This window comes from Kribbella sp. VKM Ac-2568 (assembly GCF_004345365.1).
Taxonomy (GTDB): Bacteria; Actinomycetota; Actinomycetes; order Propionibacteriales; family Kribbellaceae; genus Kribbella; species Kribbella orskensis.
The window spans coordinates 1-13,366 of the sequence record NZ_SLVF01000026.1; the positions used below are offsets into that span (position 1 = coordinate 1).

At 66.9% G+C, this 13,366-nt stretch carries 7 protein-coding genes and 1 pseudogene; 4 read left to right on the forward strand and 4 right to left on the reverse strand.

The window, feature by feature from the left end:
* Positions 1-287 precede the first annotated feature (287 nt).
* A complete protein-coding gene (locus tag EV648_RS45530; protein WP_370452782.1) occupies positions 288-431 on the reverse strand; it encodes a hypothetical protein in 144 nt (47 codons plus the stop codon).
* Positions 432-577: 146 nt separating this feature from the next.
* Here EV648_RS45530 and EV648_RS41785 point away from each other — a divergent pair, with 146 nt between their 5' ends.
* Positions 578-3,352 (forward strand): LuxR family transcriptional regulator, encoded by a 2,775-nt coding sequence (locus tag EV648_RS41785; protein ID WP_132301943.1) that lies wholly within the window; start codon positions 578-580, stop codon positions 3,350-3,352.
* A gap of 94 nt (positions 3,353-3,446) precedes the next feature.
* On the opposite strand, the pseudogene EV648_RS41790 reads toward EV648_RS41785, so the two are convergent.
* Both EV648_RS41790 and EV648_RS41795 read right to left on the reverse strand, forming a co-directional pair.
* A pseudogene (locus EV648_RS41790) lies at positions 3,447-3,925 on the reverse strand (Ohr family peroxiredoxin).
* 182 nt (positions 3,926-4,107) lie between these two features.
* Positions 4,108-5,928: a glycoside hydrolase family 15 protein gene (locus tag EV648_RS41795; RefSeq protein ID WP_132301946.1), complete on the reverse strand. Its 1,821-nt coding sequence runs from the start codon at positions 5,926-5,928 to the stop codon at positions 4,108-4,110.
* A gap of 1,643 nt (positions 5,929-7,571) precedes the next feature.
* Between EV648_RS41795 and EV648_RS41800 the strand changes: the two genes are divergently transcribed.
* Complete coding sequence (locus EV648_RS41800) at positions 7,572-8,864, forward strand: S8/S53 family peptidase (protein ID WP_158294232.1); 1,293 nt, start codon at positions 7,572-7,574, stop codon at positions 8,862-8,864.
* Between the two features lie 755 nt (positions 8,865-9,619).
* On the opposite strand, the gene EV648_RS41805 is transcribed toward EV648_RS41800, so the two are convergent.
* Positions 9,620-10,837, reverse strand: coding sequence for a GNAT family N-acetyltransferase (locus tag EV648_RS41805; RefSeq protein WP_132301950.1), 1,218 nt, complete (start codon positions 10,835-10,837; stop codon positions 9,620-9,622).
* Between the two features lie 132 nt (positions 10,838-10,969).
* On the opposite strand from EV648_RS41805, the gene EV648_RS41810 reads away from it, so the two are divergent.
* Positions 10,970-11,839 carry an LLM class flavin-dependent oxidoreductase gene (locus EV648_RS41810; RefSeq protein WP_132301952.1) on the forward strand — a complete coding sequence of 290 codons (870 nt, stop codon included), beginning with the start codon at positions 10,970-10,972 and terminating at the stop codon, positions 11,837-11,839.
* Between the two features lie 312 nt (positions 11,840-12,151).
* Complete coding sequence (locus EV648_RS41815) at positions 12,152-13,327, forward strand: hypothetical protein (RefSeq protein ID WP_132301954.1); 1,176 nt, start codon at positions 12,152-12,154, stop codon at positions 13,325-13,327.
* The last annotated feature ends 39 nt before the right edge of the window (positions 13,328-13,366 follow it).

Below are 13,366 nucleotides of genomic sequence, written 5' to 3' on the forward strand. Positions count from 1 at the left end.
CGACCGTCGTCGAATACCCCACCGCCAGTCACGTCGGCGGAATCACCCGGCTGGCGTCACAGTTCACCGCGCTCATCGAACACGCGGCGCGCTCAACCCGAGTGAGGTGACCGCGAGCTCCGCGCCACCTCAGCGGAGCAGCTCACTGGCCAGGCCTCTCCTGAGGCCTGGCCAGTCGGTCTGCACCACTGCAGTGGAGTTGACGGTGATGCTCGGGTCATTGACCCCACCGAACCTGTGGCCGATGTGTTGAACCACAAAATCAGGGGGTAGCCACGCCGATCGGTTCACTGGTCCAAAAGGGTCACTACATCTTGGCGGAGCTGGTTCATGCTGTCGTGGTCGGTTGCTTCGACGTTGAGGCGGAGCAACGATTCGGTGTTGGAGGGGCGCAGATTGAACCACGCTCCGTCGGGCAGGGTGATGGTCAAGCCATCCAGTCGGTCTACCGTCGCGCACGAACGGACGAGGTGAAGGGCTGCACGCGGCCCGGCACAGAGGTGGCACCGACCGAGCGACCGTGCCAATCGCCTCGAGAGGCTTGCCAAACCAGTGGCCGCACTCCCTACCATCGACCATGGGTCCGTCCAGCGGTCGCCCGCGGTCAGTGTTGCGTGGTCGGCGTAGCGAGTGCGAGGTACTGGCCAGGCTGTTGGACGCGGTATCTACAGGGCGGAGCTCCGTGCTGGTGCTGCGCGGGGAGGCGGGCTGCGGCAAGTCGGCGCTGCTCGACTTCATGCTCGAGCGCGCGGCGGGTTTCCGCGTCGCGCGAGTCGTGGGCATCGAGTCGGAGATGGAGCTCGCCTATGCCGGCCTTCACCAGCTCTGTGGGCCAATGCTCGACCGGGTCGAGAAGTTGCCGCCCCCACAACGCGATGCGCTGCGGGTCGCATTCGGGCTGCAAGAGGGCGCCGCACCTGATCGCTTCCTCATCGGTCTTGCCGTCCTGACTCTGTTGGCGGATGCGGCCGAGGAGCAGCCGCTCGCTTGCGTGATCGATGACGCACAGTGGCTCGATCGGGCCTCCGTGCAATCTCTGGCCTTCGTGGCACGACGACTGATGGCCGATCCGGTGGCCTTGATATTCGCCGTGCGGGAGCCCAGCGACGAGCTGACCGGCTTGCCGGAGCTCAACGTTCAGGGCCTCGGCGAGCGCGACTCCCACCTGGTCCTGGCATCGGCGATTCGTGGACCGCTCGACGTACAAGTGCGCGACCGCATCGTCGCCGAAACGCGGGGCAACCCGTTGGCGCTGTTGCAGCTGCCGCGAGTGCTGACGCCGACCGAGCTGGCGGGCGGATTCGGCCTTCCCAACACCGCGGCTGTGGCGACCCGCGTCGAACAGAGTTTCTATCGACAATTCCGATCCCTTCCGGACGATACGCAACAGCTTCTGCTCACTGCTGCCGCTGAGCCCATCGGCGACATTACGCTCTTGCGACGCGCAGCCGAATTGCAGGGAATCGGAGGCGACGCTGCAGCGCCTGCCGTGGCTGCAGGACTGGTCGAACTCGGCGCCCGGGTCCGGTTCCGCCATCCGCTGGTCCGCTCGGCGGTCTACCAGTCGGTCTCCGTGGGCGACCGGCAGGCGGTGCACCGTGCTTTGGCAGAAGCAACCGATCTGGTGCTCGATCCCGATCGTCGCGCCTGGCATCTCGCCCGTGCGGCGTCAGGGCCGGATGAGGCCGTGGCCGACGAGCTGGAGCGTTCGGCCGACCGGGCGCGCGCCCGCGGCGGCGCGGTCGCGGCGGCCGCGTTTCTGGAACGCGCGACCGAGCTGACGCCCGATCGCGCGCGCCGTGGAGCGCGTGCACTCGCCGCCGCTCAGGCCAAGCTCCTGGCTGGCGCGCCGGACTCGGCGCAGGCGCTGCTTGCGGCGGCGGATCTGGCGCCGCTCGGCGGCATCCGGCGGGCCGGGCTGGAACGGCTGCGCGCACAGCTGTCGTTCTTGCTCAGACGCGGCAACGACGCTCCATCGCTACTGCTCAACGCCGCCGAACACCTCAAGGCGCTGGACACACAGTCGGCGCGTGAGACTTACCTCGAAGCGCTCGGAGCGGCGATCTTCGCGGGCCGCCTCAGCAAGAGCGGCGGCGGCGTGGCCGACGCCGCCGGCGCAGCCCGCACGGCGCCCCGGGCCCCGCAGCCGGCACGTGCGATCGATCTACTCCTCGACGGTCTCGTGAAAAGGTTCACCGAAGGCTATGAGGCAGGGGTGCAGCCGCTCCAGCGAGCGCTGCGCGCGTTGTCCGAGGAGGAGGGCCGCAGTCAGGACGACACCCGCTGGCTCTGGCTGGGGTGCCGAATCGCCCCGGATCTGTGGGATGACGAGTCGTGGCATGAGCTGGCCACCCGGCAGCTTCGGCACGCGCGGGATGCGGGCTGGCTGACCGCCTTCCCGATCGCGCTCACCTATCGCGCCGGCGTTTACGTACATGCCGGCGAGTTCGCCTCCGCAGCAGAGCTCATCGACGAGGCCGACGTGATCACCGAGGCAACCGGCAGCCCCCCGTTGATGTACGCCTCGCTGGTGCTCTCCGCCTGGCGGGGCCAGGAAGCCCAGGCCACGGCGCTGATCAGGGCCAGCATCGAGGATGCAACAGCCAGGGGTGAAGGAAGGGCGATCGCCTTGGCGGACTACGCCACAGCGGTGCTCTACAACGGTCTCAGCCGCTACCAGGACTCGCTCGCCGCCGCGCAACGGGTCTGTGAACACGATGACCTGGGTCTCTTCGGCTGGGGTCTGACCGAGCTGGTGGAGGCGGCTGTGCGCAGCGATCGACCGGACATCGGCGCTACAGCCCTGCGGCGACTCGAGGAACGAACACGCGCCGCCGGGACGGAGTGGGCGCTCGGAATCGAGGCCCGCTGCCGCGCGACGCTGAGCGACGGCGAAGTCGCCGACGCCCTCTACCGAGAGGCGGTCGAGCGCCTCGCCCGGACCCGGATCACCGTCCACCTCGCCCGAGCTCAACTCCTGTACGGCGAATGGTTGCGTCGCGGGAACCGTCGCGTGGAAGCCCGCCAGCAGCTTTACCGGGCCTACGACACGTTCAGCCGCGCCGGGGCCGACGGATTTGCCGAGCGTGCCCGACGGGAGCTGCTTGCCACTGGCGAGACACTACGCAGGCGGACAGTCGAGACGCACGAGGAGCTGACCGCACAGGAGGCGCAGATCGCCCGGCTGGCCCGCGACGATCTCACGAATCCCGAGATTGCCGCCCGGCTGTTCATCAGCCCTCGCACCGTCGAATGGCACCTTGGCAAGGTGTTCGCCAAACTTGACATCACCTCCCGAAAACAACTGCGCCGCGCGCTGCCCGACTCGAGCTCTGCCACCTCGTCGGCCTAGTCAGACGAGGTTCCGGCGGACCAATGACAGCATCGCTACTCGACAGGCTTGTCCGGTCGCCGTGATCACCGGACAGCCAGTCAAACAAGGTCCACTACGCAGCGCCTTGATCGTTCTCGACGATCTCCTCGATCGGCGTCCCGTCGACGGTGAGTAGGACCTGAATGTTGCCACGGGTGGCATTGGAATAAGGGCAACGCTCGTCGGCCTCGGCCATCAGGTGTGCGGCCGCGGCAGACGCCAGATGCGGTGCGTGCAGAGCAAGGGCAACCCGAAGCCCGAAGCCGCCGTGTCCAGTCGGGCCGATACCTACCCGGGAGGTGAACCGGGAGTCACTGGCATCGAACCTGCCACGCTGTGCGGCTGAAAGCATGGTCGACTGGAAGCAGGCCGCATAGGCGATCGCGAACAACTGCTCGGGATTGGTGCCTGAACCGCCGTTGCCTCCCATGTCCTCGGGCACCGCAACTCGACTTCCAGGCGGCCGTCAGTGGTGCGGCCGTGCCCGGACCGGCCGCCTTCGGTGACCGCCTCGGCGGTGTAGAGGACTCCTTTCAACGCAGTGACTGACATTTCAGGCCTTTCCGAGTTGGGTCGATGTTCTCGCCTCACATCGGTGTCGAGGCGTCAGGTTTCGCTGCTAGCTTGCTGGCTTCGTTGCGCCGGCCCGGTGATGCCCTGGTCAAGCCCGCCAGGGATGAAGACCCTGGGCTACCCGGGTCGAGCGAGGCTTGTCGTCGTCACCGGAGGGCAACTCAGCTGGCGGCTTCCTGCCATGTTGGCGGGTGGTGCTGGACGGTTGTTGCCGTTGGCTTGGCGAGGTGGAGTGCGGTGGTGACGAGGCCGGCGTGGCTGAGAGCTTGTGGCGTGTTGCCGAGGTGGCGTCCGGTGATCGGGTCGTACTCCTCGCTGAGCAGGCCGACGTCGTTGCGCAAGGACAGCAGGCGGTCGAACAGCTCGGCGGCCTCATCCGTGCGACCAATTCCGTGAAGCGCGTCGGCAAGCCAGAAGGAGCACGCCAAGAAGGCACCTTCCTCACCCTGGATGCCATCGACGTTGGTGCCCTCGGCGCCAACGGCGTAGCGGAGGACGAGACCGTCGCGGGTGAGGTTTCTCTGGATGGCGTCGACGGTGGCGACCATGCGCGGGTCTGCCCAGGGCAGGAATCCGTAGCGCGGCATGAGAAGGACCGAAGCGTCCAGGCGCGCGGAACCGTACGACTGTGTGAATGCTCGTCGCGACTGGCTGACTCCCCGGTTGCAGATTTCCGTGCGGATCGCCTCCCGCAGCTCACGTAGTTCGTTCAGGGATTCACGCGCGTGGTCGTTCTCGAGAACGCAGACGGCTCGGTCCACTCCGACCCAGGCCATCAGTTTGGAGTGGACGAAATGTCGTTGCGGTCCACGGATCTCCCAGATGCCGTTGTCCGGTTCGGCCCAGTTCTGTTCAAGCTGTGTGACCAGACCCCGTTCCAGATCTGCTTCGTCTGGGCGCGGCGGATCTTCTGCGGCGCGGGTCGCATGCAGAGCGTCGAGGACTTCGCCCCAAACATCGTTCTGTCGTTGGGTTGCCGCCCCGTTGCCGATGCGCACAGGTCTGGAGGCGGCGTGTCCAGGCAGCCAGTCCAGTGTCAGTTCGGGGAGGTGGCGCGTGCCGTCGATGGCGTACATGATCTGCGTTCCGGTCGGATCGCCGGCGACCGTGCGCAGTAACCAGTCACGCCAGGCGGAGGCTTCTTCGACGTATCCAGTGGCGAGGAACGCTCGCACGGTGAAGGCCGCGTCGCGCAACCAGCAGAATCGGTAATCCCAGTTGCGCGAACCGCCGATCTGTTCGGGCAGTGACGTGGTTGCTGCGGCCACGATGCCCCCGGTCGGCGCGAAAGTGAGTGCCTTCAGGATGATGAGAGATCGCTTGACTGCGTCTGCCCAAGGACCGGAGTAGGTGCACTTGCTCATCCACTGGAGCCAGTACCTTTCGGTGGCCGCGAGGTTGTCGGCGGCATCGACGGTAGGGGGTTCGAGCTGCGACGAGCGTAAGTGTCCAAAAGTGAAGGAAATCTGCTGACCCGCCGAGACCACGAAGTCGCCGGTCAGGGTGTCGTTCGTGGGGGTCAAGGCGACGTCACTTCTCAGCCAGACGGAGTCTGGTCCTGCGGTTCCGACAAAGTGCCCTCCGACGCTGTGGAGGCTTGGCACGACCTTGCCGTAATCCATTCTGGGGGCCATGCACATGTGCATCGGAACCTCGCCCGCCAAGCCTTCCACAATGCGGACCACTTGCGGCCCTGCGCTGGTCGGTGACATGAAGTCAGTGACGCGTACGGCGCCGTCCGGGGTGATCCATTCGGTATCGAGGATCAGCGAGTCGCCACGGTACCGGCGACGCGTGCATCGTCCGCCGCTCTGCGGCGCCAGGATCCATCGGCCGTTCCGGGTATCGCCCAGGAGCGTCGCAAACACGGCCGGCGAGTCGAATCTCGGGAGGCAGAGCCAATCGACTGATCCGTCGACGCCGACGAGGGCCGCGGTGCGGAGATCGCCGATGAGTGCATAGTCCTCGATCTGCTGCGTCATCATCGGCTCCTCTGCCCGCGGTGGACGACTCTTGCAACAACCGTCGCGGATCAGGCGGCCCGTGGCCCCAGTGAGGACCCGGGTCGTTACCCCGGCAGAGTCCCCGGTCGCCAGTGAGAGCAGAGGGCCGGACTATGGGCGACCGTCGGGATCGCTACGACCACCGGTGCCCAGCATCGGTGATGTCGCAGACGTTCGCCGTTTGACGGCAGGTGCCGGGCGCCGTGGTCGCCTCGTCGTTCGCTCGATGGGGACATCATCCGGCATCGATCCCCACTACGCGCCACACCTGGCTCAGCCTGCCGAGATCACAACATTTGGTCGCTCGAAATGCAGAACCAGGATAGGCGCGAGGTCGAGAAAGGACGTCCGCCCAACGGCCGATGCTTCCTGCCGGAGGGCCGGGCAGGCAGTAGACGTGCGGCCTCGCCTGCTCATCCAAACGAAGCGCCGGCACAGTGACTCGCCACAGCGCGTTCGGAACCAGCTTCGAGATCCACAGCGAGCTCCCGAATCGGCATGCGTCGCGGACTTCCTCGCGGCTATCCCGCACTGCACTTGGGTTACGTCACGGCCGTCGCTGGTGCCTTGCAGAGGTCGATTTGCCTGACACAACTGTCATGCCGCCCAGAGCCCCATCGCGCCCGAGACAACCCGGGCATACCCCCGGGGTATGGCCGGGAACACCGGAGAGAGCAGCAGCCCCCCGCCCCGGAGGGCATGCCAGTCGTCGCGATCGGTGTCCCACGCAACGAAATACCGGCGGCAGCCGTCGTGGACGAGCTGGTGCGGCCCTGGCGCGGATGGCCGACGTACCGGCGTTGTCCCGGTAGGCGAAGTGGCGCCCAACGTCGACGACTTCCCGGTCAATTTCAAACGGAGTCGTCTTCGGTCGAGCAACGCCCATAGAACGCGAGCCGCCCGATCCCGTCACCACCGACCGGACGCGCAGCAAGCGCATCCATCCCGAGCAGCTCGTCCAACATGGTCCACTCGCGGTATCGAACCGACGACCGTCGATGGCGGCCACATGGCACTCGACGTGAACGAGGCTGCAGCCGTAAAGCGCGCTTCGAATGCGCTGACTCGCAGTCCCCCGTGCCTGCAGGGCGAGAGCCTCGCCGGCGAGCGGGTCGCCGGCCCACCGCAGCCGAGTCACCGGCCGCGAAGATCGTCCAGCGCGTCCTCGTGCGCCCGAGCACCAGGAGCAGGTCGGCTCGCCGGGCCAGGTTCCGCCCGGAGTGCGCGCCCCGGCGCCGGCGACCGCACGTTCCAGGCACGCAAGCCCTTGTCTGCCGTAGCCGGCTCGCCCGAGGGTGGCGCCGAGGGTGGCCAGTGCATCCAGTCCGCGCCGCCGGTGCACCGACTGTTCGGCGAGCCGCATCTCCCGGATCGCGGTGTCGACGTCGCCCAGCTGGCACAAGCCGATGCCGCGGGCCTGGTGAGCGATCGACGCGGTGAACTGAGGCGGTCCGCTCGCGAGCAGCCGTCGCGCGTCGGAAATCCCATCATGCGGACGCGACAAAGCCTACGTCAGCAGATCCCCCGGCGCCGTCACCTCGACACACCCCCTGGTTTGTCGACACAGTGAAATGTCAACTGGCCGGGATATACCTGCCAGTGATCATCGAGGGGGAAAAAAGATGCCGGACGACAACAACTCGGGCGGGAACAACAACCAGCCGGACGGTGATTCAAACGATAAATTCGAAGACCAGGTCGAGCTGATTCTGGCCGAATTCGGCGACGAGATCGAGATCGATCCGCCGAACTGGCGCACCGCCGGGGTGAACGCCATCTACCGGTCCAGGAGCGTGCTGGTCAGGGATCACGACGCTCCCCGAGCGGTCGATCTCTTCGGCGGTGGAAACGCTCGGCGCAGCAGCCTCGGCGTCACCCGGCTCAACCTGCCGGACGCCGTACCGGCCGACGCACCTGACGGCGACGGCTTCACTGAGATCCAACGATTCGTGGCGCATGCCGACAGACGGTTCGGCCGCGGCCATGTCACGCCGGAACACCTGTTCTACGTCTGCAGCGTCAGTCCTTGTCCCGCGACGGAACCCGAGGAAGTGCTCGAAGGCGCGCTCCCAGATCCATTTCTGACCGAGGTGGGCAATGCCGACGGCCACGGGGTGAAGGTGGTTGTCCTGGACGTCGGCTGGACCCCGGCGCCGAGTGCACCCTGGCTGAACGGCGTGAGCGGCGACGCCGAAGTGGCCTTCGACCCGGTGACCAAGCTGATCCGCCCGTACGCGGGTCACGGAACCTTCATCGCGGGCGTCGTCCGCGCGATCGCGCCGCAGGCCGAGGTGGTGGTGAAGAGCTACTTCAACAAAGCGGGGGCGGTGTTCGAGGCGGATCTGGCCGACCGACTAGCCGAGGTGATGGACGAGAATCCGGACATCATCAGTCTCTCGGCCGGCTCCACGACGCGCTTCGACGTACCGCCGATCGCTCTCGACACCTTCACCCGTCCGCGGCAGGGCAGCGCGGACGGCCCGGTACTCGTCGCCGCCGCCGGCAACGACGGCACTGACCAGCGGTTCTGGCCGGCCGCCTACCCCGAAGCCGTTTCGGTGGGAGCACTGGCCGCCAACGGAACCAGCCGTGCGTCGTTCAGCAACTACGGCAGTTGGGTCGACGTCTACGCACCGGGAGAGAATCTCGTGAACGCGTTTCTGACCGGGCGCTACAAATGCACCGAACGACCGAACGCAGGCCGGTTCCGCAACTTCGCCGGTATGGCGCAATGGAGCGGCACCTCATTCGCAACTCCCATGGTCGCGGGCCTGATCGCCGCCCGAATGTCGTTGACCGGCGAACGCCCCAAACAGGCAGCCAACGCCCTGCTCGCCTTCAGCCACCGCCGCGTTCTGCCAGCTGTCGGGCCGGTGCTCCTGCCAGATGACGCGCAGGCGTCGACCGACGGCTAAGCGCACGCTGACGCGGTACGGGCCGGTCAGGCCGGTCCGCACCGCGTCAGCCTCCCTCCGACCCTATTGGGTCGAGCCACCGACGCCGCTGATACAACAGCCGTGCCGTGTATCTCACCGCCGGCTGTCGTTGCCGAGACGTCGCTCCACTTGTGGATCACTTCTTGTCTGCGGTCATCCATAGTCCGAGTACCTCTGAGCCCTGATGCGGTGTGGGGCAAGAACTTCCGCTCCTCGGACGGCCCGACATGCTGGCAAACGAGTCGGTGTCCTATGCAGAGAATGCCGAACCGAACTACTGGGCCCCCCCTGCTGCCTCACGATGGAAGCGCAGGAGGCCCCGTCACTTCTCCGGATCCACCGACATCCGCGCAGGCGGTCTCAACGATCCAGAACAGCCGCGCAGAGGTCAGGCGGAGACTTCAGGATCGTAGACAGCGATGAGCATCCGACCTCAGAGGTTGGCGTCCGGGCTTGTGGCCGGTTGCCCGCTCAGACGTCGAGCACGAGATGTGTGCTTAGGGTGCGTGTTCCTCCTCGGACACTGAAACACTTGTTTCGATCAGAGGTGACGCGACAACTCGTGTCACCTCTTCTCATTGCCCAAACATGATGCCGATGACAACAGTTTGATCACGAGAATCATCCCCAAGCATGAGTTCCTTCGATGGCATGGAGATTCCGGGACAGGGCGGCGGCGCAACTGCCGACGTAATCCACGCAGCTATGCCGTCGATCGCGAGCGACCGTGGAGGCTAGAAGATCTCGATACTCGCGGGGGCCGCGGGCCAACGGAGGGCGGCTGTGGTGACAGAGAGGGCACCGGGAGTGTGTTCGGTGACTCGGCCGGTCGCAGCGAACTCGGCGAGTGGCCGACCGCCAAGGTACGTGGCGGAGAGCTCGCCCACCGACAGCGAGAGGTCGGGGGTGGACTCGGTGCGTTCACAGGTGGCGTGCTCAGTGTCGCCGGTCAGGTGGAACCGGCCGTTGTTGTCCTCGATGAGGTCATCGCTCACCTCGACAACCACGTCCACACTGCTGGCATAGCGGCGCTGTGCGAGGGCGCGACTGACGTCCGTGAGCCGAACCCACAGTGACTCGGTCAGCCGCCGATTGAGCGCGATCGGGTTGCTCACCAACTGCTGCAGCGGCTCGTCGAGCGCGGCGTGGCCGTACTCGAGTTTGGCGGCCAGGTCGAGGGTCAGCAGGTGATGCCAGAGCGCGTGGTAGGCCGTCGGATCGAGAGCGACCAGTTCCTCCACGGTCACTTCGTTGGACGGACCGCCGGGTCCCCAAACCAGCTTTCCGCGCCACAACGCGTACCCGTCCAAGCCGCCGGCCTCGTCGCGGTGGACCAGGATCTGCCTGGCGGTCTTGCCGCCGCGATTCTCGGGCTCGTCCTGTAGTTGCTTGCGCCAGACCTGCTCGGATCGACCCGACACTCCAGGACGCTTCGTCTGCAGCTCCCGAAGCATGGGTGCCAGCTGAGCGGGTGCGTCCTCGGCCGGCAGCTCCTCGATGCGGCCGGCGCCGCGGTGCACGGGATGCGGCCCGACCTTGCGCAGGTCGACCTCGTACGAGACGCCCCAGACCGCCGGAGCGTAGCCGAACCGGCCGTAGATGCCGGGCTCGCTCGCCCAGAGCACCGCCAATGCTTCCGGTACCTCGCGCAGTTGCCGGCTCATCAGGCTGGAGAGGATGCCCCGTCGCCGGTGAGTCGCGCGGACGCCGACCGCGGTCACGTGCGCCGCCGGCACCACGGCGCCCGGTACCGACAGGTCGCGGCTCATCGCCTTGGCGGTACCGACCAGCTTGTCGCCGTCTACGGCTAACAGTGCCCGCTCTGGCTCGAACAGCTCCCTGTCCAGGTCGGTCGGCGTGCTCTCGAACATCATCGCCGTAGCGAACAGACTGACGAACCGATCATGGTCATCAGCTGTCGCCGCCCGCAGCACATACTCGGAGTTCACCATGACTGCATCGTCACACGCCGCTCCGACAAACGTTCACCGATCGGTCCCAGCACTCTGGTCCGATTGCCCGCCTGCTGCCAGGCGGCACTATTCCGTTCGTCGAACTGCGTCTCGATAGGTGAGGATGCAAGGGTGCGCTTCTCGATCAACATTCCGAACTTCGGTGACTTCGCCGACGCCCGCACGGTCGCGCGGGTGGCGACGGCGGCCGAGGAGGCCGGCTGGGACGGTCTCTTCCTCTGGGACCACGTCGTCCACAGCAAGGTACGGCGGCATGGCCAGCCCTTCGGGGACCCGTGGATGCTGCTGACCGCGGCCGCGCTGGCGACCTCCCGGATCAAGCTCGGTCCGCTGGTGACGCCGGTCGCACGGCGCCGGCCGGAACAGTTGGCGCGGCAGGTCGCGACGCTGGACGGGTTGAGCGACGGGCGGGTGATCTTCGGCGCGGGCCTGGGCGGACCGATCGACGACGAGTTCGGCAGCTTCGGCGACTCGACTGATCCAAAAGTGCTGGCCGGCCGGCTGGACGAAGGACTCGACCTGCTCGCAGGCTACTGGTCTGGCGATACAGTGAACCACCAGGGCGACCACTACCGGGTCGACGACGTAACGTTGCTCCCAGCAACGGTCCAGCGTCCCCGGCCGCCGGTCTGGATCGCCGGCTACTGGCCACGCAAGCCTCCGATGCGCCGCGCCGCCCGCTGGGACGGCGCCGTACCGCTGTTCCTGAACGCGAACCACGGCGAGGCTCCCCCCGTCGAGGATCTGCGAGACCTGATGACCTTCCTCGGCGACCATCGCGTCGACCCGATGACGCCGTACGACGTCATCGTCGGCGGCATCAGCCCGACTGATCGCACGCAGTCTCGCGCCTTGATCGAGCCGCTGGCCGAGGCAGGCGCCACCTGGTGGGACGAACGGCAGCTAATCAGCGGCACCGACTTCTATCGCCTCGACCCGATCCTCCGCCGTATCGAACAAGGCCCGCCAAGCCTCGGATGACGGACCTGCCAGCAGATCAAACGACCTACGAGCTGAAGCATCTGGAGCGCCACCCGACGTCGCTCATCTTCTGGTGAGGTCGAGAACGCCAGTTGCCCAACGCCGACGCCATACCGCAACAGCCCGGGCCCCAACGGCTTATACGTTGAGCCTCAGGCGGGTGGCCGAGGTGCGCGTTCCGCCGGACAGTCCGAGGGCCGGGTCGTCTCCGAGGAAGTGTCGGCGACATTCGCGGACTTCGTGAACCGATCGTGTCGGCTGACCATCAAAGCCTTCCGGTACGACACACTGAAACTCATTCCGGAGGGCATCATGAATCGGAGTATCAAGCTGGCAGGCCTGGCGACAGGCGTTTCGGTCGCTGCTGTGGTGGCGGGCGCATTGGTTGCCGCGCAGCAGACACCGACGCTCGCGGCGGCGTCCGGCGGCGTCATCCCGATCGACAGTGTCAGCAGCCCGGCGCCGACATCGTCTACGACACCGAGCCGGCCGCCCGGGACTCCCCCGACCGCGCCGAGCGGACCGGTCAAGCTGACGCTCGACCTCACCAAGCTCAAGCAGGGCGCGGCTCCGACCACGGCGTACGTCGCCGACCGAACGGTGCGCTCAGGTCAGATCGAGTTCACCTTGCCGGCCTCGGACGGCCCGGTCTGGGACGTTGCGCGGGCAGGTACCGGCGGGGCGCTCGTTCTGCACAGCCCGAAGGACGACGGCAGGGCCGTGCTCACCACCTGGAGCGGAGGCTCCCGCGGCGAGACCGTCAACGACGTCTCATCGGTTCGCTCCGCGGCTGATCACTCGACCAGCGCCTACGCCGTCCAGCCGACCACTGCAGACGGCACTGAACTTCCTCGCTTCACGCTGACCTGGCGCGACGACGCCAGCGGCGAGAAGATGTCGCTGCAGCGCTCGGGCGAGCACGGACCGATCGTGCACGCGGTCCAGGGCAGCGAGGTCTACTTCAGCGCGTTGTCCAAGACCTCGAAGCAGACCCTCTACCGCTGGACAGCCGGCGATGCCGCCCCGCGGCCGATCAGTGCCGCGCCAACGCCGTCCGCGGTGTCGTCGGACCTCGTTCTCGCGGCGTCGATCGTTTCGCAGGCCGACGACGGCAGCTGCACCGCACTGGTCGAACTCGCATCGGCCAAGAAGCGCTGGCAGACCTGCGACTACGCGGTCGACGAGCTGCGCAGCGGGAGTGACTTCGCGCTCGGCGGGCCGGCCTATCGGGACGGCTACGGCGACGGACTGTTCGCCGCGCTGGACTTGAAGACGGGCAAGGCCGTCCGCGAGTGGTCGGGGGGTTCCGCGGTGGCGATCATCTCCACGGTGATGGAGGACGACGACCACGTGCTGGTGCTCGCCGAGCAGGGCGGCAAGACAGCCATCGCCCGGTGTGCGCCGAAGACCGGCACCTGCGAGCTGGCCGCCCCCTTGAAGAAGGGCACCGGCGACGAGAACAACCGGCCGTACCAGCTCGGCCACTGACGCCAAGGCGGTGCGGCTGCTCCGACGAGGGGCCGCATC